This is a genomic window from Bacillus sp. 7884-1 (assembly GCF_002272245.1).
GTDB lineage: Bacteria > Bacillota > Bacilli > Bacillales > Cytobacillaceae > Neobacillus.
The window spans coordinates 1-23,072 of sequence record NZ_NPDD01000001.1 but is presented as its reverse complement, the minus strand read 5'-3'; the positions used below and the strand labels follow the sequence as shown (position 1 = coordinate 23,072).

At 39.8% G+C, this 23,072-nt stretch carries 22 protein-coding genes and 1 tRNA gene; 2 read left to right on the top strand and 21 right to left on the bottom strand.

Going from position 1 to position 23,072, the window contains the following annotated elements; all coding sequences use genetic code 11:
* Positions 1 to 5: 5 nt before the first annotated feature.
* The 20 genes from CHI06_RS00115 to CHI06_RS00020 all read right to left on the bottom strand — a co-directional run bounded on the left by CHI06_RS00115 (position 6) and on the right by CHI06_RS00020 (position 20,478).
* The gene (locus CHI06_RS00115) at positions 6 to 806 is read right to left on the bottom strand and encodes a helix-turn-helix domain-containing protein (protein ID WP_095246389.1); all 801 of its coding nucleotides are present in this window, start codon (positions 804 to 806) and stop codon (positions 6 to 8) included.
* 43 nt (positions 807 to 849) lie between these two features.
* On the bottom strand, positions 850 to 2,043 hold the full coding sequence (locus CHI06_RS00110) for a thiolase family protein (RefSeq protein ID WP_095246388.1): 1,194 nt from the start codon (positions 2,041 to 2,043) through the stop codon (positions 850 to 852).
* On the bottom strand, positions 2,040 to 3,179 hold the full coding sequence (locus CHI06_RS00105) for a muconate cycloisomerase family protein (RefSeq protein ID WP_095246387.1): 1,140 nt from the start codon (positions 3,177 to 3,179) through the stop codon (positions 2,040 to 2,042). Before CHI06_RS00105 ends, CHI06_RS00110 begins: the two co-directional genes overlap by 4 nt.
* Positions 3,176 to 3,829 carry a 3-oxoacid CoA-transferase subunit B gene (locus CHI06_RS00100; RefSeq protein ID WP_095246386.1) on the bottom strand — a complete coding sequence of 218 codons (654 nt, stop codon included), beginning with the start codon at positions 3,827 to 3,829 and terminating at the stop codon, positions 3,176 to 3,178. The genes CHI06_RS00105 and CHI06_RS00100 overlap by 4 nt, the downstream gene beginning before the upstream one ends.
* Positions 3,822 to 4,511, bottom strand: coding sequence for a CoA transferase subunit A (locus CHI06_RS00095; protein ID WP_095246385.1), 690 nt, complete (start codon positions 4,509 to 4,511; stop codon positions 3,822 to 3,824). Before CHI06_RS00095 ends, CHI06_RS00100 begins: the two co-directional genes overlap by 8 nt.
* 11 nt (positions 4,512 to 4,522) lie before the next feature.
* Positions 4,523 to 5,251, bottom strand: a complete 729-nt coding sequence (locus CHI06_RS00090) for a carboxymuconolactone decarboxylase family protein (RefSeq protein ID WP_095246384.1) — start codon at positions 5,249 to 5,251, stop codon at positions 4,523 to 4,525.
* A 29-nt stretch (positions 5,252 to 5,280) separates the two neighbouring features.
* The gene (locus tag CHI06_RS00085; RefSeq protein WP_095246383.1) at positions 5,281 to 6,114 is read right to left on the bottom strand and encodes an alpha/beta fold hydrolase; all 834 of its coding nucleotides are present in this window, start codon (positions 6,112 to 6,114) and stop codon (positions 5,281 to 5,283) included.
* 224 nt (positions 6,115 to 6,338) lie between these two features.
* A complete protein-coding gene (locus tag CHI06_RS00080) occupies positions 6,339 to 7,166 on the bottom strand; it encodes a dioxygenase family protein (RefSeq protein ID WP_095246382.1) in 828 nt (275 codons plus the stop codon).
* A gap of 290 nt (positions 7,167 to 7,456) precedes the next feature.
* Complete coding sequence (locus tag CHI06_RS00075) at positions 7,457 to 8,788, bottom strand: MFS transporter (RefSeq protein ID WP_095246381.1); 1,332 nt, start codon at positions 8,786 to 8,788, stop codon at positions 7,457 to 7,459.
* A 135-nt stretch (positions 8,789 to 8,923) separates the two neighbouring features.
* Positions 8,924 to 9,943 (bottom strand): 3-hydroxybutyryl-CoA dehydrogenase, encoded by a 1,020-nt coding sequence (locus tag CHI06_RS00070; protein WP_095246380.1) that lies wholly within the window; start codon positions 9,941 to 9,943, stop codon positions 8,924 to 8,926.
* Positions 9,930 to 11,030 carry an NAD/NADP-dependent octopine/nopaline dehydrogenase family protein gene (locus tag CHI06_RS00065; protein WP_095246379.1) on the bottom strand — a complete coding sequence of 367 codons (1,101 nt, stop codon included), beginning with the start codon at positions 11,028 to 11,030 and terminating at the stop codon, positions 9,930 to 9,932. The genes CHI06_RS00070 and CHI06_RS00065 overlap by 14 nt, the downstream gene beginning before the upstream one ends.
* A 109-nt stretch (positions 11,031 to 11,139) precedes the next feature.
* Positions 11,140 to 12,555 (bottom strand): amidase, encoded by a 1,416-nt coding sequence (locus tag CHI06_RS00060; protein ID WP_095246378.1) that lies wholly within the window; start codon positions 12,553 to 12,555, stop codon positions 11,140 to 11,142.
* A 158-nt stretch (positions 12,556 to 12,713) separates the two neighbouring features.
* The gene (locus CHI06_RS00055; RefSeq protein WP_095246377.1) at positions 12,714 to 13,082 is read right to left on the bottom strand and encodes a hypothetical protein; all 369 of its coding nucleotides are present in this window, start codon (positions 13,080 to 13,082) and stop codon (positions 12,714 to 12,716) included.
* Positions 13,083 to 13,107: 25 nt separating this feature from the next.
* Positions 13,108 to 13,872: an SDR family NAD(P)-dependent oxidoreductase gene (locus tag CHI06_RS00050; RefSeq protein WP_095246376.1), complete on the bottom strand. Its 765-nt coding sequence runs from the start codon at positions 13,870 to 13,872 to the stop codon at positions 13,108 to 13,110.
* 18 nt (positions 13,873 to 13,890) lie between these two features.
* Complete coding sequence (locus CHI06_RS00045) at positions 13,891 to 15,096, bottom strand: dipeptidase (protein ID WP_257009109.1); 1,206 nt, start codon at positions 15,094 to 15,096, stop codon at positions 13,891 to 13,893.
* Positions 15,097 to 15,099: 3 nt separating this feature from the next.
* Entirely contained in the window at positions 15,100 to 16,380 is a 1,281-nt protein-coding gene (locus tag CHI06_RS00040; protein WP_095246375.1) for a Rieske 2Fe-2S domain-containing protein, read from the bottom strand.
* Between the two features lie 29 nt (positions 16,381 to 16,409).
* Positions 16,410 to 16,898, bottom strand: coding sequence for a flavin reductase family protein (locus CHI06_RS00035; RefSeq protein ID WP_095246374.1), 489 nt, complete (start codon positions 16,896 to 16,898; stop codon positions 16,410 to 16,412).
* Between the two features lie 48 nt (positions 16,899 to 16,946).
* Positions 16,947 to 18,836, bottom strand: a complete 1,890-nt coding sequence (locus CHI06_RS00030; protein WP_095246373.1) for a XylR N-terminal domain-containing protein — start codon at positions 18,834 to 18,836, stop codon at positions 16,947 to 16,949.
* A gap of 22 nt (positions 18,837 to 18,858) precedes the next feature.
* On the bottom strand, positions 18,859 to 19,176 hold the full coding sequence (locus CHI06_RS00025; protein ID WP_095246372.1) for a hypothetical protein: 318 nt from the start codon (positions 19,174 to 19,176) through the stop codon (positions 18,859 to 18,861).
* A gap of 174 nt (positions 19,177 to 19,350) precedes the next feature.
* Complete coding sequence (locus CHI06_RS00020) at positions 19,351 to 20,478, bottom strand: acyl-CoA dehydrogenase family protein (RefSeq protein WP_095246371.1); 1,128 nt, start codon at positions 20,476 to 20,478, stop codon at positions 19,351 to 19,353.
* Positions 20,479 to 20,992: 514 nt separating this feature from the next.
* On the opposite strand from CHI06_RS00020, the gene CHI06_RS00015 reads away from it, so the two are divergent.
* Both CHI06_RS00015 and CHI06_RS00010 read left to right on the top strand, forming a co-directional pair.
* Positions 20,993 to 21,382 carry a VOC family protein gene (locus CHI06_RS00015; RefSeq protein ID WP_095246370.1) on the top strand — a complete coding sequence of 130 codons (390 nt, stop codon included), beginning with the start codon at positions 20,993 to 20,995 and terminating at the stop codon, positions 21,380 to 21,382.
* A 319-nt stretch (positions 21,383 to 21,701) separates the two neighbouring features.
* Positions 21,702 to 22,664: a S8 family peptidase gene (locus CHI06_RS00010; protein WP_095246369.1), complete on the top strand. Its 963-nt coding sequence runs from the start codon at positions 21,702 to 21,704 to the stop codon at positions 22,662 to 22,664.
* 277 nt (positions 22,665 to 22,941) lie between these two features.
* Here the strand turns inward: CHI06_RS00010 and CHI06_RS00005 are convergent.
* A tRNA-Phe gene (locus CHI06_RS00005) sits at positions 22,942 to 23,014 on the bottom strand.
* Positions 23,015 to 23,072: the final 58 nt, after the last annotated feature.

Sequence of the window (23,072 nt, the reverse complement as noted above, 5' to 3'; positions counted from 1 at the left end):
AATTTTTAACTGTTTTTCACTAATTGTTTAGGTGTGATCCTCCCAAACTTTTTAAATTCATTAATGATGTGTGCTTGATCATAATATCCACTTAGTTTAATAACATTCCATAAAGAATGATTTTCGTTTAGTAACATTGATAAAGAATACTGATATCTTGTAATTTGACTAAATAACTTTGGTGAAAGCCCGACACGCTCTTCAAATTGCTTTCGTAAGTATCTGGAAGAGTAGCCAATATCTTCCGCTAGACTATTAATATTAATATTTTCTTTTGAAGAATAAATTTTATTTATTGCATAACTAATAATTCTTTGTGATGAACAATTTGTAAGCAGCTTATTGCCAATCAATTCTTTATATAAATTAATTCTCCTATAAAAGTTATCTTCATTTACTAATAGGTCTATTGTATGAGCATCTAATTTAAGTAAGTCAACTAGGAGGATATCTTTATCGGTAATTTCTTTCATGGAATAATTAAAATTTCTTACATCTTGATTTGGTATAAATCTGATCCCAAAATATTCATATCCGGTTTGAAGAATAGTAGGTGTTTTTTGGAGCCGGCTTCCATACACAATTGCACGAGGGGAACTGTCATTACACCAAAACAAGATGTCAATACAACCATCTGGTTCAATCGAAATAGACTTGTTTAAATTTTTTTTCAATTGAAGTTGATAATACAGTATAGTTGTTTGACTTTTTATATCTATCTCTTTTTTTTCGAAATAGTAATCCGCGTTTTTTTCTAATTCAGGCTGAATTGGTATAAAACAATTGTTTATTAACTGTGAACTCATTACCGACCCCTTCTGCTTCCACCAATATATTTATCCCTTTTTATCATAACTGTATATTTTCAATAATGGTTGTAATTCCTAACCCGCCTGCGATACATAAAGTGATAAGCCCATATCTTTTTCCTGTTCTTTCTAACTCATGCATCGCTTTTGTTACTAAAATGGCACCTGTAGCACCAATTGGATGCCCCATGGCAATTGCACCGCCATTAGGATTTACTTTTTTTAGATCTAGCTTTAATTCTTTTATTACGGCTAAAGCTTGTGCAGCAAAAGCTTCGTTTAATTCAATTAAATCAATCTCATCTACACTCAAACCAGACATTTGAAGAGCTTTTAGTGATGAATTTACTGGTCCGATTCCCATGATATTTGGTGAGACCCCTGCAGCTGCTTGAGCAATTACTCTTGCTTTTGGTTTTTTACCTAATCTCTTTGCTTCCTCCTCTGACATAAGTAAGAGAGCAGCTGCACCGTCATTCCTACCGCTGCTATTCCCCGCTGTTACGGTTCCATTTTCCTTAAAAACTGGTTTTAACTGGGCGAGTTTTTCTACACTAGTTTCTCTTGGATGCTCATCCTCTTTAAACTCAGTCAACCCTTTTCTCGTTTTTATTCGATATGGAACGATTTCTTTTACAAATATCCCAGTCGAAATTGACCTTTTTGCATTTTCTTGGCTTCTTAAAGCAAATTCGTCTTGCTCAGTTCTTGAAATAGAGTACATTTCCGCTAAATTTTCTGCTGTCATTCCCATTGTTAACATGCCATAATCTTCAATCGGCTGTGAACCAGGCTGACTTTCAGTATTTGGGTCCAATAACTGTCCATTGCCCGATTTCAATCCAAAACGAATATTTCTCAAATAATACGGAGCTGTACTCATTGATTCTGCTCCACCCGCAATAATGATATTCCCTAGACCACATTGTATTTGTTGACTAGCTGAATTTATTGCTTGAATACCTGATCCACATTGTCGATGAACAGTATAACCTGGTATTTCAACTGGAAAACCTGCACGGAGTAAAGCGATTCTTGCTAAATTTGATGCATCAGAACTTTGTTTTGCTTGTCCCATTATTACTTCATCTATCATATCTTTTGAAATATTCGCTCGCTTAACCACTTCGTCAAGAACAGTAGCTGCTAGAAAGTCAGCAGGAACATTTTCTAATGCCCCCCCTAGTTTCCCAATAGCGGTTCGAACGGAATCAATAATAACGACATTAGTCACTTTTTCGACACTCCACTTCCTACAAATTCTCTTGAATAATGTTTCAGCTTTTCTTTATCAATTTCCATGCCGAACCCTGGTCCTTTTGGAATTTTCAATTCAAAATTCTCATATTCAATTTGGTTTACTGTTACATTGTCTTTAAATAGCAGGGGACCAAATAGTTCTGTTCCGAACGTTATTTCTGGGATAGTTGAATAAAGCTGTGCACAAATGGCTGTTCCTAATGATGATTCAATCATTGTTCCACCATACATTGGAATTCCGGACGCTTCTGCAATTGCAGCTACTTTTTTAGTTGCCGTAAGACCACCTGCTTTTGGAACTTTTAGAGCAAATACATCTGCTGCTCTGTACTTTGCAATTTGATAAGCTTCTTGAATCGTTCCCAGTGATTCATCTGCCATAATTGGCACTTTAAATCGCGAGGATAATTTCGACATCCCTTCATTATTCCAACGAACTAAAGGCTGTTCAATCAAGTCCACACCGCCATTTTCTAATGCTTCAATACAATAAAGAGATGTTACTTCATCCCAGGCTTGATTTACATCAACACGAACACTCGCTACTTCGCCAACTGCTTCTTTAATTTTGATGACGTGTGCTACGTTCTTTTTAGGATCGCCTTTTCCAATTTTCAATTTAAAAATATTATGTCGTTTTGTTTCTAAGCAATTTTGAGCCTCTTCTATATCCCTTGCTGTTTCTCCACTCGCTAATGTCCAAGCAACAGGTAATGTGGTATGACACTGTCCCCCGAATAATTCATAGCTTGGAATATTCTTATATTTAGCGACTAAATCGACCATCGCCGATTCAACCAATGCTTTTGCAAAGTAATTCCCCTTCACATGTATACCGATCATATGTGAAAGGGCATCAAAGTTAATTGGGTTTTTTCCAATGATTAATGGCTTAATATACTTATCAATATTCAATTTAATGGCCTCTGGACTTTCCTCAGAGTAAGATGCTCCACCAATTGTGGCCACTTCTCCCCATCCCTCTATACCATCATCACTTTTTATACAAGCCAGCACAATCGTCTGCGTTACAATGGTATGCATCGCCAAATGGTGAGGCCTGATTGTTGGTAAGTCCACTACGTACACATCTAAAGAATGTATTTTCATATAGTTCCCGCCTTTATTGGTAGAAAAAAGTCTGCATCAGTCTTTTCTCTCACTTCTTCAATTGTTACACCTGGCATTAATTCGATTAATGTTAATTTCTCTTCTTCCACTTCAAAGACGGCTAATTCCGTAATAATCATGTCTACACTTCTTGTTGATGTAATAGGAAAGTGGCATTTTTTTAATAGCTTACTTTTTCCGTCTTTTGATGTATGTGTCGTCGTTACAATGACCTTCTTTGCCCCCACTAGCAAATCCATTGCTCCACCTACACCCATAATGTTCTTACCAGGCACTGCCCAATTGGCAATTTGTCCTGACTGATCTACCTGCAGTACACCAAGTATCGCAACATCAACATGCCCACCACGAATCATTCCAAAAGATTCCGCACTATTAAAGAAAGAGGCACCGATTGTTTCCCCAACTGCCAGCTTTCCTGCATTTACTAAGTTTGGATCAATTTGTTCTTCTGCCACATCGGTAACACCTAACAAGCCATTTTCTGTATGAAAATAGACATCTTCATCGTCAATGTATTTCGCCACTAACGTGGGAATTCCAATTCCAAGATTTACGACACAAGGACCTGTCAGTTCTTTCGCTGCCCGTTTTGCGATCATCTCTTGAATTTGATTATTTTCATTCATAATCAATCACACCTTCTTTCGTCAGGATTTTTTTCGCGAGAATCAGCCTATCGACGAATAAATGGGGTGTGACAATCTCTTCTGGAGACAGTTCTCCCGCTTCAACAATCTCATCTACTTCTACGATGACCACCTCTGCTGCTGTCGCCATCAATGGATTGAAATTGCGGGCTGTCTTGTAATAAACAAGATTGCCGAGTGTATCTGCTTTCCAAGCCCTGATCAATGCCACATCTGCTCGTAAAGCTGGTTCAAAAATATATTTATTTCCATTTATTTCTTTTTCTTCTTTCCCTTTTGCTAGTTCTGTTCCAACACCCGTTTTCGTATAATACCCACCTATGCCAGCACCACCAGCTCTAATAGATTCAGATAATGTCCCTTGAGGTAATAGCTCTAATTCAATTTCACTTCTTTGGTAAAAATCTCCTACCTCTCGATTACTAGTAAAATAAGATCCTATCGCTTTTTTGATTTTCTTTTGTCTTAGGATTTCCCCTAACCCTTTACCTGCCTCACCTAAGTTATTGCTGATAACCGTTAATTCTGTTACTTCTTTTTTTGTTAAACCTTCAATTAATGTAAGAGGGGCACCGATTAGTCCAAACCCCCCAACCATTATCGTTTGGCCATTTTCCACACAAGATAAAGCTGTCTCTATATCTTTATGGATTTTCGTCATGTTTTTCACCCTCAAATCACATTTTTGAATTCTAGTAATGAATCACTTGCTTCAAACCAAGCTGGGATACCTGCCGTTAATAAACAAACAAATCCCACATCAGCTAATTGTCCTTCAGATGCCCCTTTTGCTCTTGCAGCGATCATCCATTCTTCTACATGCTTCCCTTTTAATTCAGTAATGAAAATTCCAACCATTAGAATATGTTTCAGCGTTTTTGAAACGGCGGAATCACTTAGAATATACTCTTTAAGTAATTCTTCCTCTCCTGATTGAACAAGCTTTATCACATTGGTTACAAAGGATGAGTTCTCCTTACCTAAAAGCTCTACCATATGAAGAAGAAGCTCTTCTGTTGTTTTTTCACTTTCACTTAGTGCCTGAAATTCAATGCCTTTTAAAGTAAGTGCATATTCTAAAGACTTAACTCCTGTTTTTAAAGCTAGTACTCCGTTATATAAATAGGGAACGATGAGATATTCAGCTAACTCTGGTAGAGTTGCGCCGCCATCTATTGCACCTTTGGTGTGGTACACCATACTTCGTTCATACAATCTCGCCGCATTCATACCTACTAGTAAAATATCCTTCTCTTTTCTAGTTAAATCCCCTTCTTTCATAATTTCACTACGTAAGCTTGTGTAGTGATCAAGTACATTTGGGTTATATTCGTACATTTTTTGAACCCAGCCGGGAACCACATCATAAACTTCTTTAAAATACGCTAACGCTTGAGTCATATTATAAACACCTCGTAAAATAGTTTTCTTTATATTCCCTTTAAAAATGTTTTTATCGCTTGATTGATCTCCGGTCTATTTTCAAACACCATAGTATAGTGATTACATTCCGATATAAACGTTTCAATATGACCTGTATATTTCTTCGTAGCATCATAAGCATCTTCATAAAAAAATGGCGGAAACGGACCTATTTCACCTTTTGCATACACTAATAAAGTATGGCATGTAACCTTGGAGCACACGGTTTTAGGGTTAAAGGAATAAAAACTCTCAAAGTCTTCAAGTATTTTGAATTCTGACGATTTATGCTCCCATTTATCTCCGACTTCTTGAAACTCATACTCCACTACCTCTTGTAAAATAGGTGTCCATTCAACACCTAATCGGTGATAAATCCCTTTAATTTCTTCTACATAACTTTCTTTAGAATCATATTTTTTACTTAATCTTCCTAACGATGGGCTTACGATGGCACTTTGCTGGTCAGACATTTTCGCTGCACCGTCTAATAAAACCAAGCCTTTAACCGTATCCAATTTACTTGCTACAATGGCTGCGATAAATGCACCCATTGAATGACCAATTAAGATTGGATTTTCTATTTCCAGCTCAGTGATTAAATCGATGACATCCTCTGCATGTCTAAAGATCGATGGATGTTCATCGGCTTCCGAACTATTCCCACGTCCTCTTAAATCAACAGCAATAAATCGATAATCACCTTTTAGTGCTTCTGCATAATAGTGCATATTTTTATGTGTTCCTGTTAACCCATGAATCGCAATAATGGTACCTTTTTCACCTGGATAATCCGCAATTTGAAAATGGTGGTTATTCATTTCTTTTATATACGTTTTCATAAATGACACTCCTTGTTATTCATGTACCTACTTGAAACGTTATGGTTACTCTTATTCTCGTTTAAATTTTTATGTTAACCGTTCTCATGTAATACTTTGTAAAAAAAAGACTGACCATCCACGAGTTTTCGTCGTTTTGATCAATCTTTTACTAAACAACTCTATCTATTTAGGGAAGAATGGTTTATGTCTATTTGAATTTACGGACGATTTATCTAAATATTTTATAACGTTTGTAAACTAGCTTTGTTAAGATGAGGCGTATCTTGAAGTCTCAATTCAAATTCTAAATGAGCTGTATAGAATGGTTTATTTAACCCCTTCTCAATCAGTACATTAGGATCTTCTTGTTTTTCAAGTTTTGTAATTAATGTCCCTCTTACACCTTGTGCTACGTCACTATCCAAATATGGATCATCTTCAAAATAAATTTGTGTAACTAATTTATCTCCATTTTCAGGCTTTAACAGCAAGTGAAGATGTGCTGGACGATAAGAATGATGATCAATCAACTTTAAAAAATGACCAGTGGGACCATCTGCCGGAATCGAATAATTTCCTGGAACAATCGTTTTAATTTCAAAATTCCCATTTTCATCTGTATACAAAACACCTCTAAGGTTATCACCTGGAATACCTTCGGCAAAGTTAGAGTATTCCCCGTTAGCGTCCGCTTGCCATATATCAATCTTCGTGTTTACTAATGGATTGCCATCAGTATCTTTGACCGAACCACTAAAGAATAATACGTCCCCTGGCTCCTCTTGTCTTTGTGGAAGAGTCCCCGGATTTTGAATTTCAGTTGCATTTTCAATATAATAAGGTCCTAAAATCGTTGGCTCCGTTCCTTTTACGCTCTTATACATCTCTTGCAGCGCATGCGTTTCAAAAAACACATCCATAAATAATGGAATTTCACCTGATTTTCCTACTTGATCCATCCAATTGACTAAATCCTGGTAATCATCATGATCAAGTTCATGTTCACTAATTAATTCTTTAAACTTAACTACTAAACCTTGGTAAACATCGATAACCTTTTGATTTTTCATTCTTCTTGCCTCCTCTAATTTTCATAATTAGCAACGGTTTCGCTCAGCTGTTTTTTCAATAATCATGCTATGCCCTAATCATAAAACGCACGGAAAATTATCACAATCTACTAATAGGTTTGAAAATTCATAATATTTAGCATTAATCATATGGATTTCTACTTTGCTCGTATGGAATCCATTTATTTTCTGCAATCAAATTTATATGTTTCTAAAATATTTTTAGCTGACAAAAGGAAAACCCTCTCACCATCTGGGTGAAAGGGTTTTCTAAAAACGTTATGTTAGTTTCATTGAGCTGTAACAGTAGTGGAAGGAGTTCCTTTGACTTCCAAAGACGTATCCTCCGAATTGGGATAGCTTTTAAGCATTAGTGTGGCTGTAAACGAAACAATGGCAACAAAAACAATATAGCCACTCACTGCATATGCCGTGCCAAACTTGTGTAAAAGAAACGTACAAATAAGTGGTGCGATTCCTCCCGCGATGATAGATCCAAATTGTGTCCCTAGTGACAGGCCGCTATATCGTAACCTAGCAGGGAAGCTTTTCGCAAGAAGCGCACCTTGTGGACCCACCTGCATACTATGAGGAATCATCGCTAAGGCGGTAGCCAGGAAAATAACCCACGGAATTCCTGTATTGACAAGCCCTATGTACGGGAATGCCCATAGGAAGGTAGTGGCTACACCAATCAAATACATACGCTTAATGCCAATTCGATCTGACAGATAGCCAAAGAAAGGAATACAAAATACCATTACCACACTTCCGATTGTGTTAGCATTCACTAAAAATTGCTTGTCTATTTTAAATGTTTCCATGCCATAATTGATCATAAGCACAGCGTACACGTAAAATGGACCGTTCTCAGATAGTCTGATCAAAGCTGCTAATAGAATCTCCCTTGGATGCTTTTTAATCACCTCTAATACAGGCATGCGAGATACTTGTTTGTCCTCTTGTACATTTTGGAAAGAAGGTGTTTCCGGTATCTTTGATCGAATAATCAAGCCAGCAATCAGCAGTAGTACACTAAAGAGAAAAGGTATGCGCCATCCCCAGGTATAAAAGCCGTCACCTGAAATAAACATAATCAGTGAAATGACCATAGAAGATAACAAAAGACCTGCTGCGACACCCATCTGTGGCCAACTCGCCATTAGGGCTTGCCTATTCTTTTTCCCCCACTCCATTGAAAGAAGAACAGCTCCACCCCATTCTCCTCCTACTCCAATTCCTTGAATTAATCGTAAAAAGATCAGCAAAGTAGGTGCCCACATGCCTATGTTGTCATAGCTTGGTAAAAGCCCCATCGCTAGACTGCTTATTCCCATCAAAAACATGGTAAGAACCAATGCCGTTTTGCGGCCCACTCGGTCCCCAAAATGTCCGAAAATGGCTGCTCCAATAGGACGGGCTAAAAAGCCGATTGCCAATGCGCCAAAAGATTGCAGCGTTGCTATATAAGGATCGGAAGCGGGAAAAAATACTTTTGGAAAAATTAATGCTGAGGCCGTTGCATACAAGAAAAAGTCATACCATTCAATAACTGATCCTATCGTCGCAGCAACGGCTGCAATTCTTCCCATTTTTTTATGTTTTACACTTTCAATTTTCATAGACTCACTCCCCTAAAAATTGTCTAAACATAAACGAACAGGAATATACCGCAAACACCATCCTGTTGAAGTGTGATTTCCTCACAAAGTATTTTTCGAACCTTCAGACTTTTTCGGCTACATGTTTCCAAAACCTTAATAAGTTCCCTCATTCATGATAGCTAAGTTATCATCTTTAGGTGCTGTAATAAACCCTAGATGCTGTATTAAATCAATAAATTTTTGAAGAGTCTCCAATTGATATTGGTCTAAATTCGTTTCATCGAAATGATAAAAACCTCTTTTAGTTTTTAATCCGATATTTCCGCTTTTCATTTTCTCTTCAATAATTTCCGGCGGTGAAAATCGCTCTGATTTTAATGATTCTTTTAAATAGTTGCTTGCATGGAAAAGCGTATCGGCTCCTCCCCAATCAATAAACTCCAATAGACCTAATACGGCAAAACGTAATCCAAATCCAACCCTTGATGCTTTATCAATATCTTCAATAGAAGCAACGCCTTCTTCAACGAGCCTGGATGCTTCGTTCATCGCGAGTGCCTGAATCCTTGGAACAATAAATCCTGGGGAAGGTGCACATTTAATAGGAACCTTGCCAATTCCCTCAAGTAGTTTAAACATTTCCTTTAACGATATATCGCTCGTTTCATTACCTGGGCTTACTTCAACTAGAGGAATCAAATAAGCAGGATTAAGCCAATGTGTATTCATAAATCTATCTTTATGCAAAACAAATTCAGCTAATTCATTTACAGAAAAGGAAGAGGTTGTCGAAGCAATCAGTGCATCTTTCTGCAAGGATGAACAAATACCACTATAAACTTCCTTCTTTAATGCTAGAATTTCTGGCACTGCTTCAAACACTATTTCCGCTTCTTTCCATATGTCAGTCTGATCATGAATATGACGAACTTCTATTCTATCGACAATACGATCGATCATTTCATATGGAAAAACGCTAGATAGCGCGAGAATCTCCAGTTGGCTCTTAATTTCAGCTAAGGCTGATGATTTTAAGCTGTTGAATTCTTCATTATTCCTATTTTTTATATCAATAAGTGTTACTGGAAAACCCTGATAAGCAAAGGTTAAGGCGATACCTCTACCCATACGGCCGGCACCTGCGATAAAGATGGTCTTTTTAGCTGATTTCATATTGGAGCAATCCTTTCTCCAGGATTTCTTTCAATTCAGCTTTTGTTTTCGAAGCAAGCTGGAGATTCTCCATCGTTCTACCTGTTACACGCAAGTCTTCACCGACTACAGCGGAAGCAATGGCAAGCAATCCTTTGGCAGTTGGCACGGGAACATCCAGCCATTCTCCAACTGAAACGAGAAAGGCAAGTCCACACGCAACATCCTCTCTCATGTAACGGTGAGTTTTTAACTCTAACGGCTCAAACCAATCCTCTCCATCTACTAGCTTTTCATGAGCACCATTCCCATACATCCATTCTTCCCCTTCAATATTATAATGATCATCAAGCGGAAAATGTGGCTTAGTATACCCTAATGCTTCACGGATCTTTATTCTTTCATTATCAAGTGCTTTATGAACATTTCTAATTGAAGTTTGTGTTCCTTCATTATGGATATCCCATTTGTCAAAATGCTCAATCGGACCAGCGTTCATTAAAATAAGCGGAGGATGAATGATGGGACCTGCATTCATTAATGCTCCGTCCAATGCATCTTGAATTGGTTCAATGGATGGAAATGCTTTTCTTAACACTTCAAATGCCTGCTCGGATCGTTCACTAGGGAATACACCTGTCGGAAGCCGTGTTGCCCTTCCAGAAATAGAAACCGTTAGTTCATCGTATTTTCTTGCTAAATAGGGTAGAGTTCCTGTTTCTGCAAATGCAACTTTCGCCTTGCAGCCCTCATCTACTAGAACCTTTGACATTAAATAGCTTCCAAACGTTCCAGGCGGCAAGAATATCACCTGTCCGTCTTCCAGCACAGGCGCTAGTTGTTTGGCTAACGATTGTTGCGTAACAGCCGGCAATGGAATGACAATTAATTCGGCTCCATTAACCACCTCCTTCAAATCAGTGCTTGCTAGCTTAATAGAAACAGTTCGTGATCCATTATGGTCCTTTACATGGATGGTCTGGTTATCGAGAACTGCTTGAAAAGCATCCTTGTCTCTTCTCCATAGCCTTACATGATGACCATTTTCCGTTAGATCGACTGCTGCTGCATATGCTCCATTTCCTCCACCAATTACCGCAATTTCCATTCCCTTTTCCTCCTAATTGTCATTTGGAATACTGTCATATACAAGCTAGTAACGTTTTCAATTCCTCATCTTCAGGGCTGCCTTTTAATGTAATCCCTCTAAAAAAATATCATGTAACCGCATGGAGATAACGCTGATTCTCTCTCAAGGCCTGTACCCATTTCTCTGACTTCTCATAGCAATCTCCTATTTGCAGAACTCTTTTGTCTGAAAAAGGTTTTCCTAACAGCTGGAGGCCAACCGGTAGAGTATCCGACGTAAAACCGCAGGCAACGGAAAGTGCCGGAAATCCGAGAATATTGGCAAGTGGTGTTTTTCCAAGCGTAAACATATTGCTAATCGCCTGTTCTGGAACCATAGTGCCTATCTCAAACGGTGGCTGAACATTGGTAGGACCAACTAACGCATCAAGCTCTTTCATTTGTTTAAGTGTTTCGGTGATAAACTGTCTTCTTGTTCGTTGGGCATTTATATAATCGGTTGCGGAAATACTACGGCCAAATTGGAAGCGATATTTCAAATCATCCCCATATAAATCTCCAAATCTCTTTAATAACGGTTCGTGAAAGGAAACCACTTCTGCTTGCGCAATTGTTTTTAAAGCATCAAGGGCCCTTTCTATCCCTGGTAGGTTAATAGAAACGATTTCAGCCCCCAGATCGGTTAATCGCTGAAAAGCTTTCTGAATAACGGTCTTCACATTCTCATCGATTCCTGAAAACATGTACGGTTCATAAAAACCTAGCTTAATTCCTTTAAGAGTTTGTAACTCGGGATAGATAACAGACTCATCCCTTTTAACAGTCGAATGGTCTTTGGAATCATATCCTTTCATCACTTCAAGCATGATCGCCGTATCCTTTACTGTTCTTGCCATTGGACCTACATGGTCTAAAGACCAACTAAATGGCAGACACCCCTCACGACTAACAAGTCCATAAGTCGGTTTAAATCCTACCGTGCCACACATTGCTGCAGGCAGACGAATTGAACCCGCTGTATCTGTACCAATAGCACCGAAGGCCATACCTGTTGCCGTGGCCACAGCTGAACCACCGCTCGAACCACCTGGTATTCTTGTTAAATCCCATGGATTCTTTGTACTTCCATAGTGAGGATTTTCAGTTGTTGCTCCCATTGCAAATTCATGCAAGTTTGCTTTACCGATGATGACAGCTCCTGCGTCCTTCAGCTTTTGAACAGTTATGGCATCATCTGAAGGCTCCCAGTCTTGAAAAACTTTTGACCCGCAAGTTGTTCGTACCCCTTTTGTTTGCAATAAATCCTTCACCACAATCGGGATTCCGTGCAGCGGTCCACGAAGTTGATTGCTTTGAATTTCTTTTTCTAAGTTCTCCGCCTGAACGATGGCTTCTTCTTCCATCACGGTGATAAATGCTTGAAGGGCAGGGTCATTTTTTTTTATATGTTCCAATGTTAATGCCGTTAATTCCGTTGGTGAAATCTCTTTCTTTGCCATTAAATACCCGGCTGCTTCAATCGAAGCAAATAGCAGTTCACTCATTTTCATCCTTCTCAAAATCTTCAAGGTTCAACGTAAAAGCAGGATCTATCATAAACATCTCTGCCTTTTCGAGTTCCAGGATATCCTGTAAATATTCATATAAAGTCAAGAAGGTCCCCCCTCTCCTCCTGAATGGCATATCTCTTTTGTTCAACTGTTTAACGCTTGTTTTCTAACAAGAAAAATGGACGTCCAATTGATGCTTCAAGACGGAAGAAGCGATCGAGGCCAGTTGCTCGAAAGGAGTGCGTCATATTTGTAACCGTTTGCAAATTAGGGACATTATATAGAAAACACGCATGCCAATTAACCGGTCCTGCATGCCCGGCTGTTAATATATCTCTGTCAAACGTGCCTAATAATTCCGATCCATTTTCTTTCCACTCCACTAAGACTTCATGAAGCAGCGGCAAAATTTCTTTTTCTTTTTGCTCCTGAGTAGTATCAAACCACCCTGTCGACTCAAACGTCATAAAAACTCTCAATGGATTGGGTATTTCAGGTGCACCATGTTTAATTTCTCCCATTACATTCATCTCCTTTAGAATCTGTTTAACGCATGAGCAAACCACCGTTTATGTCGAAGGTTGAACCCGTAATATAACTAGCAGCATCTGAAGCTAGGAAAGAAACCATGCTTGCCACTTCTTCTGCTTCACCAAAGCGTTTTACTGGAATGCTCTCCTTCATTTTTTCTAATACCGCTGGGTCCATCTTTTCCATTTCTGGTGTTTCAATGGCAGCGGGAGCAACAGTATTTACAGTGATCCCCTGATCAGCTAAAGACCTAGCAAATACTTTTGTTAAAACAAGCTGTCCCGCTTTAGAAGCACAATAATGGGCACCGGATGTCAGCGGACCCGCTTGTCCCCCAAATGAAGAAACATTAATAATACGCCCTTTTTTTTTCTGTTTCATCGTGTTTAGTACAGCTTGAGAGTAGAAAAAGGTCCCACCGAGATTGACTGATAAAATATGATTCCATTCCTCTTCCGATACTTCCTCAATCACGGTTTCTTTACGGACACCAGCGTTGTTAACCAATATATCAATGCGTCCCCAGTCTTCCATGATCGTTTCCACACTCTTTTTAATAGCATTGACATCCGATACATCCACTGTTAAAAACATCGAATAGGAAGAATGGTAACGATGCAAAAGATCAGATTCTTTTACTTCGTTTAAGGCAGTTTCATTCACGTCAACAAAAACAACTCTTTTTCCTTCTGAAAGGAGCTTTATGGCAATCGCATGACCGAGCCCCTGCCCTGCACCCGTAACGATCGCCACTTCTTGATCTACTACATTCCTTTTCAAAAGTAATCGTCCCCTCTCTTAGTTTATTAAAATACTTTTTATCACCCGCATGGCATTCCCGCCTGCTGCCTTGGTAATAGCTTTAGTTGAATAATTGTGTTTCACCAGCCATCCAATCATATTTTTCATGGCCTCAGCAGGATTTTCCACCCCTTCTACATAAGTAGACTCCTTATAAACCTCTCCACTGTGAGAAGCTGATATGCCTAACATATCGTCAAAGGCATGCTGTAAGGCGACGTGGTCTCCAAAAAAAGTGTCGGGTCCAAGACCAACATGATCAATGCCTACTAATTTGCTAATATATTCAAAATGCTCCATCACGGATTGCAGTGAATGGTTAGGTGAGTTTTTTGTTAATGTCGTATTAGGGGCAGCACAAATTCCAATGATCCCGCCTTTTTCAGCACATGCTTGTAAAACATGGTCAGGCTTCATTCGTGGTGTGTTCCACAATGCCCTTGCACCTGCATGTGTGATGAAAACAGGGTGCTCACTTGTTTCAATCACATCTAAACTCGTTTGATCTCCACAATGAGAAATGTCAATTATCATCCCTAATCGATTCATTCTTTCAATCACACGGCGGCCGAAATTGGTTAAGCCGCCATCTCTATTCTCAATCAGCCCTGAACCAAGACTATTTGCTTCGTTATAGGTAATTCCCATACAGCGGATACCGAAACCGTACAAAATATCTACACGATCCAGCTCATTTTCTAAAATGCTTGCCGCTTCTAGTGACGGTAATATGGCTACTTGTTTGTTCCGCTTTGCTTTTAACAAGTCACCGTATGTGCTTGCGACATAAATCGTCTTTTGACGCTGGATATCAGCGTAGCGCATACCAAGCAAATAAAGGACATCATCCCATTTCAGGCCGTTTTTAGAGGAAATGATCGAAATCCCATCCATGAAATTTTCGAATATTACGTCAATTCCTGACATAGATATTCCTTCATAATGAAAAGCAGTGTGCAATTCACCACAATAAGAGAGAATCTGTTCAGATTTTTTTGGGACAATAAAGCCATGGTCACGTAATGAAACGATCGGGTATTTTGTTAATATTTTTTTCAGTCTTTCTGCTTCATTCTCTGTTAATTGAAGCGAGTACGCTGGGACTCGATCAAGTTCATAGGATAACTCATATTGTTTATAATCTTGATTCGCTTTTAAATAACTAAAGGACTGGTAACCATCATATTGCTTCACATTCATCATGAATTACAATTTAGCAACCGTTTTTTTCAATTGAAATTGCTCTTTCATAGGAAAAGCAACTTTCCATGATTTTTGGTTATCATCATAGAGACCATCACTATACAATGATTTGAGTGATGCATTATTTAAAATTAAAGGTGTTTTACCTTTTTGGAATGCTTCCACCTGCTGGAGCAGAATGCGGCGCATATGAATAACCGGTAAATCACTCGTTCCAAGATGCTCATTGGAGCGGTCAACAATCGGGCCCATTGTTTCAGTAGCGGCATGATCTTGATTGGCAATACCACGAATGCCTGTGAAGTTTCCAGTCTTTTGTAATTCTCGATCTTGAGCATATTCGTTTTCAAGATTGATTTGTTTCTTTAATTCCTTATCCAATTTTAAACCTCGGCGCTTATGCTGCGCTTCGACATCAATGGTTCGGTTGTGCGCAAACTGTACATCCCATGACCAGGTACTATAATCGTCTCTTGGAATAAACGCGTGCCACATTCCATCTTCCCCGCCAAATCTCGGTGGATACGTATAAAATGGGAAAATATAATGAATCTCCATGAAAGCATTCTCTTTTTCCGTTCCGATTCCGACCGCAACACAACGCTTCCCATAGTTCGTATCTTCAACAGCCTGTTTAACCGGTGGATTTTTGACAAGCGGATGATCCGGATCGATCCCTAAATCACTGCTTAATATCCCTTCTTCTACTGCTTGTGTATGATGAGCTTTATGCAAGAAAGCAGCGTGAACGTAATCTAGATCATTTTCCATAACCTGTGCATAATTACATTCCTGCCACACACGTTCCACCAATATGTTCTCATCTGGAAGGCCCATCCAATAAAAATCTGGTAATGGCGGCTGCTCTTCTTCAGGAGCCATATAGGTCCAAACAATACCATTTGCTTCTATTGTCGGATATCTTTTCAGTTTGATAGATTGTTTGAACTTCCCATCTTTTTCTTCAGAGGGAATTTCAGTGCAGTTCCCCTTCGAGTCGAACTTCCAGCCATGATACATGCAGCGGATACCGCACCCAGCATTAATTCCAAAATAAAGGGAGGTTCCACGATGAGGACACCGTTCGTCAATCAATCCCACTTTCCCTTCCGTATCACGGAAAGCAATGAGGTCTTCACTTAATAATTTTATTCGCTGAGGCTTGCCATCACTTTCTAATTCCTCAGACTTCAGAACAGGAATCCAATAGCGGCGGAACATATCACCCATTGGAGTCCCAGGACCTGTTTGCGTTAATAATTGATTATCTTCTTTCGATAACATTTTATTCCCCCCTAAATTCAGTTCAGTGATTATGGTTTAATCTCAACGGCTTCTGATAAGTGCCCGATTTTCCCACGGAAAAATAGAAGCGGTTTTTTCTGTTCATCAAATGCAGCACTCTTCACACTTCCTGTTACAATATAATGGTCACCGCCTTCAAGTAAGTCATCAACACGACATTCAATCGTTGCCAAGTTCCCTTTTAAGATCGGTACGCCATCATCTGATAGGAAGTACGAAGCTCCCTTGAACTTATCTTCGGACTTTTTCGCGAAGCGCCAGCAATCTTCTTCTTGTTTCTCTTGTAAAATATTTACTGTAAACGGCTGACCTTTTTTAAACGCATGGACGCTGCCTGCCTTTTTATCAATACAAACGAGAATTAAAGGCGGGTCCAATGAAACCGACGAAAAAGCGTTTGCCGTTAAACCAATAAAACCACTCTCACTTTTTGTGGTAATGACTGTAACACCTGTAGCAAAGTGTCCAAGCGTATTTCTAAATTGACGTGGATCCATTTTTTCTCCTCCTTTGGTTATGAGCTGCCTTCAAATGCAGCATCCAAATTACATTTTTATTTTCCCAAGCATCAACAGAATCTGCAGGGACATCTGAATCTCAAAGCGACTATTAGAGCTTGATAGATCAATAGAAAGCAAGTCTTCAATTTTTTGTATACGATATCTCATTCCACTAATTGAAATTGACATTTCTCGTGCTGATTTATGTAAATTAAATTCATTTTGCGAATAGTAAAAAAGCGTCACCAGCAATTCTGAATTTTTCTTTTTATCATATTCAAGAATGGAATGTAATTTTTCGTTTGCGAATCGTTCCAGTTCCATCGGTTCCCTTGCATTTAAAAATAAGGTTAAATGGCCTAATTCACTTGTTAGGATGACCCGAGAGTCTGACGACCTCACCTTCGCTAATTCAACCGCCTTCTTCGCTTCTTCAGCATTTTTATGAAAATCAGAAAGCTGCTGGGTTTCATTGCTGATTCCAATATAAATCTGCTGTTCTTGGTTTCCAATCTGCTTCAGAAGCTGTTCACCAAACTCTTTAATCGTGGTTCTTTCAGAGTCGATATATTTCTTCAAGATGATAGCTTGAACGGTATTTAATTTAGTTAAAATTAGTGGGGCATCAAATTTATTCTGTTTTTGATAAAATATATTGGTTAATTTATCCCTAATTTTCAGATAATCGTAATTAACAGAGCCCTTTTCTTTCACCTTTCGGTCATTAATTTCCATGTGCAAGATATAATGCTGCTCCGATAAATCATAACCAATGTAGGAAAAGCGGCTGTTAATTTCCTTTGTGTCCACTTCCTTATTGTTAAGCAGCTGCTCAAGCAGCTCACCTTTCATACGGTGTTCTGTTTCAATGGCCACTCGTTCATTCTGTACATGTAAGGCAGCTACTGTCGCTACCCTTTCAAGCAAATCTTTTCGAAAATCATCGTTTTTTTGATCTGAATCTATGGTGATAAACCCATAAATCTGATTTCTGTTTATAATGGGTATCGTCAAAATGTTAAATGTTTTATCCTTAAGAGGTGTTTCAACAATAGTGTTATGATGAATCACTTCTTTGCACTTGTCCCAGATATTTCGTGCAGTCATATATTCATCCATTCCTGGATTTTTTCCATATTTAGCAAGCGATTCAAAATGTTTATTTTCAATTAAAACCTGGCAATGAATACTTTTTCCCAGAAGATTGGCAAAGGACTGGAAACCTTCCCCTTTAAGCATGGCTTGCGTCAAATTACGGCTTAATGAAGAACCTAGTTCAAATCTTTCTTTCTGCTGTTCCACTCGGCGGTACATTTGGTCAAGTTCTCCGGACATATCTTCGTTTTCAAAGAAAAAGAGATCTTCAGCAATTTCATTGCCCCATTGTTCAACAGTTTTGCCCACGTATCGGCAGTGATCATCACCTTTACCTTTGCATTTAACCTCTTTAAAAATCGTTTTCTTTCCTAAACATTCACTGGTGTAACCGCTTGCATATCCTGCTAAATAGAAGCAGACTGGTTCTGTATGCATAGGGAAATGCCGCAGGTGTTGATTAGCTTCATCCGAGTCAATCCAATAGCCAGATACATCAAAGAAACCTTTTTTCATGTCCACATTGAACGTTTCTGGGTACGAAAAAGCCCTTCCTGTCAAATAATGCATTTTGGAGCCGGCAATAAGCCACTCTAGTTCATCCTTCCAATTAATCGTTTCTTTAAGGATGCGTGCTTCGTGTACACCACATTGATAACCATATCTTAGTAAAAATCGTTTTGCCCGCTGAACCCCCAACGCCGTAATTAAGTCTTTTCGGAGCACTCCCCATGCCGTTGCACTAGTAAGTGTCAACTTTAATTCCTTTAAATTCAATCCTGGTTTTTCCGAAATACTCATAAAATGGTCTAAATTAAGGTCACTAGCTTTTATACTCATGGAATGCCTCCCATTATTTTGACTATTGTTTATTTAAACATTCGTCAACGAAATAATAAAGGCTTTTTTTTACTCCGCCTTTCCCGAACTGTAGGTACATTTTCTTATTGTGGTAACTATTTACTGTATGGAGAAACGTTAAAAACTGAATGATAGCTTTGCGGCGTAAAACAATATTCTCCAGTCCATAGTCGAAAAACCAGTGATCAATGACATTAAAGACACCTCGATTGACAGAAAACTGTTTTGAACAATAATCAACAAATCCTTTTTCTGGTAAATGAACTATACATTCAGCCTGATAATTGGATGGTGATTTATTTAAATCTAGTGCGTGCATCGGTAATGTCCTCCTTTAACGAGGTTATTATGGCGCTGAATCCCTTCCACATCTCATTGCCATTGCCGGTTGGCAGGTCATAGAAGTTCTAAGGTAATACCGATGCAGAAAAGGACGCACAGTGGGCTCTCTGGGCAGGTTGCGACATAGTGGCTCCGGTATTGATTGGCAGGGTCAGATGTAGCCAGGCATCGGCGGCACGCCTAGGAATACCGAGCCGGCGCCGTCGTACATGCCTTCGCTGAGGAAGGCGTGCTGGGTCACGACCATCGCGTCGCGCAGATAGCGCTGCAGCGGGTGCCCGTCGTAGATCGCTGCGGTGCCGGCAAGCAGGTAGGCTGACTGCACGGCGCTCGCGCCTGCGCGGGTAGCTTGTACAGCTGCCAGACGCAACATGCTTGTTTGGTCAGCGGAGACACCGTCGCCCCTCAGGATCGAGTCCCAAGCGGAATCGGTTGCCTCGTAGAAGAAGGCGCGCGCCGACCTTAGCGAGGCTTCTGCCTTTGCCACGGCGATTCGCAGGTAAGCGCGATCGGCCATCCTCGGTGCACCGGTGATGCCAGAACGTCCACCGGCCATCTGAGAAACTTCATCAAGCGTGGCGCGGGCTACGCCAAGGTTGACCACCGCCAGTACCTGTGCTGCATAAGCGATGGATGGATATTGGTAAATCGGCTCTTCAATAGAAGGCACACCGCCACGGACAAAGGTCCATTCGTCAGAGACGAAGACGTCTTTCACCAGCAGGTCATGGCTACCCGTTCCGCGCAGCCCGAGCACTTCCCAGTTCTCGACGATTTCCACGTCCTCGGGCATGAGCACACCGGTGAGCGGCTTGCCGCCTTCACCGGTGCCAATACCAACGCCAATAATGTCGGCGCTCTTGCAGCCGCTCGCGAACTTCCAGAGACCGTTCACGCGCCAACCGCTCTCGACCTTCTCTGCGGGCTGGATTGGAAACAAGCCGCCCGCGAAGGACACGTCCGGCCCATTTGCGTATAGGCGTGCGAGCGTATTGCGCGGCAGGGCCGCGAGATAGACCGCAGCAGAGCCGAAGCTCGCCACCCATCCGGCGGAGCCGTCAGCCTCGGAGATGGCCTCGACCAGCCTGAGGAACTCCGAGGGCGAGCGGGCATCGCCGCCAAAGCAACGCGGCGTGTGAGCGCGATAGACGCCCAGTTGCTTTAGTTGCGCTACCATGTCCTGAGGCACGTGCCGCTTCGCCTCAAATTCATCCCGTCGGGCGCGGATTTCGGTCAACACACTGTTGAGCAGGTTCTGACTTTTTATTTCAGCAGTCATGATTCTTTCCTCCCTATATCTTATATAGTTTCACCTAATGATTAATTGATTTTCTCCAATAATAAAAAGGTCGAACAACTATTGCTTCGAGACAACAATATTTATCAAACCTCGTTTATCTGCTTGTTCAATTTTCTTTAAAATTTCCTGATATACTTGCGGATGAGGCTTTTTATTTTTTCTCTGGGTTTTGCAATTCTGCATAAATGCCAAATTTTATTTCCTTCAACCTCCAACTGTTTAATTCTTGATTGATTCCTTTGTACAAGAGTAAAAGATTCAAAAAACGACAGCGTTTCTAATTACTATCTGAAACTTTTGAATATTTAACTTATATTCGTATCTTAAATTATCAAAAAGACATAAACAATCTATCATTAGGTCTGAAAATTTTGATATTTTAGTCCTTTTAGCGCTAAATTATATTTCTTTGCTAATCAGTTCTTTTCTATAGAAATTCTTTATCATAACATTAGAGAGTAAAAATATTATTCTATTGAAAAGGGGAAAAACAATGATTTCCAAAATGGAACATACTGCGATTATGGTTTCGGATATGGACAGGTCCATCGAGTTTTATTCAATTATCCTGGGATTTAAGGTGCGTCTCCGAGGAAACAGTCCAATTAGGGAAATGGCATTTTTGTATCTTGAGTCCCAGCCTGATATGGAAATTGAGCTGATCCGCGATATTAATCCCATTGGAGAGTATACAGAGAGCGGCCTCGTGAATCATCTTGCCTTTACGGTCGAAGATATTAACGGGGCAATCAACCATTTCAAGGAAAAAGGAATTCAATTTACTTCCGAAGAACCAAAGCCGACACTTGAAGGCGGACGCATGATTTTATTCTATGGACCTAACCGTGAACTTCTCCAACTTGTAGAACGGATAAAAGCCTAGCTAAGAAAATTGGAAAAGCCAAGTCTCATTTTCTATGAAATGAGGATATCGCACCATGTGGGTTTCTTCTTTAACCGCTATTTCAAGTGGTTTAAGATATATTTCTCTTAATAACTGAGATAATTCGATACATAGGAATAGGATTTTTAACTAACTAAATGAAAATGGCGCTCATGGAAGGCAGAGTGCTATTTATTTAAAGGAACATTCGTTCGATAAAAACACGACTATAGTAACTGTTTTAATAGATTCTGAATTGTTAAACTATTAGTAACTCCCTAGAATACACAGAAAACCAATTCTGTCAGGAGGGATACGAATGGAACAAAGATTACGTTTAATTCCGTATCAAGTGAATGAAGTGGTCGAAGTGGTGTCTGAGGTACCAAAAGGCATTGAGATGATTGAGGCTCCAAAAATCTGGGAGAAATCGAAAGGTAAGGGAATCACAGTTGCAATATTAGACACAGGCTGCGATGTCAGCCATTCGGATTTGAGTGAACGAATTATCGGCGGCCGGAATTTCACGGATGATGATAATGGAAATCCTAATGTATACACTGACTATAATGGTCATGGTACACATGTGGCGGGCACCATTGCTGCTGTCCAAAACAATAACGGAGTCATTGGTGTGGCACCTGAAGCAAATTTACTGATCTTAAAAGTGCTCGATAAAAATGGATCAGGACAATACGACTGGATCATTAATGGTATCAACTATGCCGTTGAACAGAAGGCGGATATTATCTCTATGAGTCTCGGTGGTTCTGCGGATATACCTGAGTTGCATCAAGCGATTCAAAACGCAGTCGCTCATCAAATTCTAGTCGTTTGTGCAGCTGGAAATGAGGGAGATGGACAGGATTCTTCAGATGAATTCTCCTATCCTGCCTCCTACAATGAAGTCATCAGCGTCGGAGCCATTGATCTGCAGCGACATTCTTCTGAGTTTTCAAATTCGAATAATGAAGTCGACTTAGTAGCGCCTGGTGAAGAAATCCTTTCAACCTATTTAAACGGCACGTATGCAAAACTATCCGGCACTTCGATGGCAACACCGCATGTATCCGGTGCACTTGCGCTCATAAAAGATATTGTCACAAAAAGATTCGAGCGAAATCTGACAGAGCCTGAGCTTTATGCACAATTAATAAAGAGAACAGTTCCTCTAGGAAACTCGCCAAAACTTGAAGGCAATGGATTCCTGTATTTAACAGTAGAGGACTACTTATCAGATGTGTTTAATCAAAAATTATCTGGTCAGGCATTGAAAATATAAAAAGAGCATCCCAACCTAGCAACCCATGTACTTCAAGGCATAACGTACTCGCATGGGAGAAATTGTTGTCGACAAGTATGGTGCAACAGAAACCTTAGGTGCACTCGATTACCTCATTCGAAATAAATGAAAAAGTATCTAGTCCTGAAAAAAAAAACAGTGCAATTCGCATAGAATTAGCACTGTTTTTTTATGAGGGCGGATTTACAGACAGCCGCGTTTAGCCACTTAGCTACCCCTATATATATAAGACTTATAAATTTTTTTAAAAAAATGATGGCTCAGGACGGAATCGAACCGCCGACACAAGGATTTTCAGTCCTTTGCTCTACCGACTGAGCTACTGAGCCATACAATCTATATCTATATCAACAGTAGAGTTAACCTACTGATATAAAAAATGGCGGT

What these genes read in the sequence shown, in the direction of transcription:
- CHI06_RS00115 (WP_095246389.1), bottom strand. Translation starts at nt 806, where the DNA reads ATGAGTTCACAGTTAATAAACAATTGTTTTATACCAATTCAGCCTGAA.
- CHI06_RS00105 (WP_095246387.1), bottom strand. Translation starts at nt 3,179, where the DNA reads ATGAAAATACATTCTTTAGATGTGTACGTAGTGGACTTACCAACAATC.
- CHI06_RS00100 (WP_095246386.1), bottom strand. Translation starts at nt 3,829, where the DNA reads ATGAATGAAAATAATCAAATTCAAGAGATGATCGCAAAACGGGCAGCG.
- CHI06_RS00095 (WP_095246385.1), bottom strand. Translation starts at nt 4,511, where the DNA reads ATGACGAAAATCCATAAAGATATAGAGACAGCTTTATCTTGTGTGGAA.
- CHI06_RS00090 (WP_095246384.1), bottom strand. Translation starts at nt 5,251, where the DNA reads ATGACTCAAGCGTTAGCGTATTTTAAAGAAGTTTATGATGTGGTTCCC.
- CHI06_RS00085 (WP_095246383.1), bottom strand. Translation starts at nt 6,114, where the DNA reads ATGAAAACGTATATAAAAGAAATGAATAACCACCATTTTCAAATTGCG.
- CHI06_RS00080 (WP_095246382.1), bottom strand. Translation starts at nt 7,166, where the DNA reads ATGAAAAATCAAAAGGTTATCGATGTTTACCAAGGTTTAGTAGTTAAG.
- CHI06_RS00075 (WP_095246381.1), bottom strand. Translation starts at nt 8,788, where the DNA reads ATGAAAATTGAAAGTGTAAAACATAAAAAAATGGGAAGAATTGCAGCC.
- CHI06_RS00070 (WP_095246380.1), bottom strand. Translation starts at nt 9,943, where the DNA reads ATGAAATCAGCTAAAAAGACCATCTTTATCGCAGGTGCCGGCCGTATG.
- CHI06_RS00065 (WP_095246379.1), bottom strand. Translation starts at nt 11,030, where the DNA reads ATGGAAATTGCGGTAATTGGTGGAGGAAATGGAGCATATGCAGCAGCA.
- CHI06_RS00060 (WP_095246378.1), bottom strand. Translation starts at nt 12,555, where the DNA reads ATGAGTGAACTGCTATTTGCTTCGATTGAAGCAGCCGGGTATTTAATG.
- CHI06_RS00055 (WP_095246377.1), bottom strand. Translation starts at nt 13,082, where the DNA reads ATGGGAGAAATTAAACATGGTGCACCTGAAATACCCAATCCATTGAGA.
- CHI06_RS00045 (WP_257009109.1), bottom strand. Translation starts at nt 15,096, where the DNA reads ATGATGAATGTGAAGCAATATGATGGTTACCAGTCCTTTAGTTATTTA.
- CHI06_RS00040 (WP_095246375.1), bottom strand. Translation starts at nt 16,380, where the DNA reads ATGTTATCGAAAGAAGATAATCAATTATTAACGCAAACAGGTCCTGGG.
- CHI06_RS00035 (WP_095246374.1), bottom strand. Translation starts at nt 16,898, where the DNA reads ATGGATCCACGTCAATTTAGAAATACGCTTGGACACTTTGCTACAGGT.
- CHI06_RS00030 (WP_095246373.1), bottom strand. Translation starts at nt 18,836, where the DNA reads ATGAGTATAAAAGCTAGTGACCTTAATTTAGACCATTTTATGAGTATT.
- CHI06_RS00025 (WP_095246372.1), bottom strand. Translation starts at nt 19,176, where the DNA reads ATGCACGCACTAGATTTAAATAAATCACCATCCAATTATCAGGCTGAA.
- CHI06_RS00020 (WP_095246371.1), bottom strand. Translation starts at nt 20,478, where the DNA reads ATGACTGCTGAAATAAAAAGTCAGAACCTGCTCAACAGTGTGTTGACC.
- CHI06_RS00015 (WP_095246370.1), top strand. Translation starts at nt 20,993, where the DNA reads ATGATTTCCAAAATGGAACATACTGCGATTATGGTTTCGGATATGGAC.
- CHI06_RS00010 (WP_095246369.1), top strand. Translation starts at nt 21,702, where the DNA reads ATGGAACAAAGATTACGTTTAATTCCGTATCAAGTGAATGAAGTGGTC.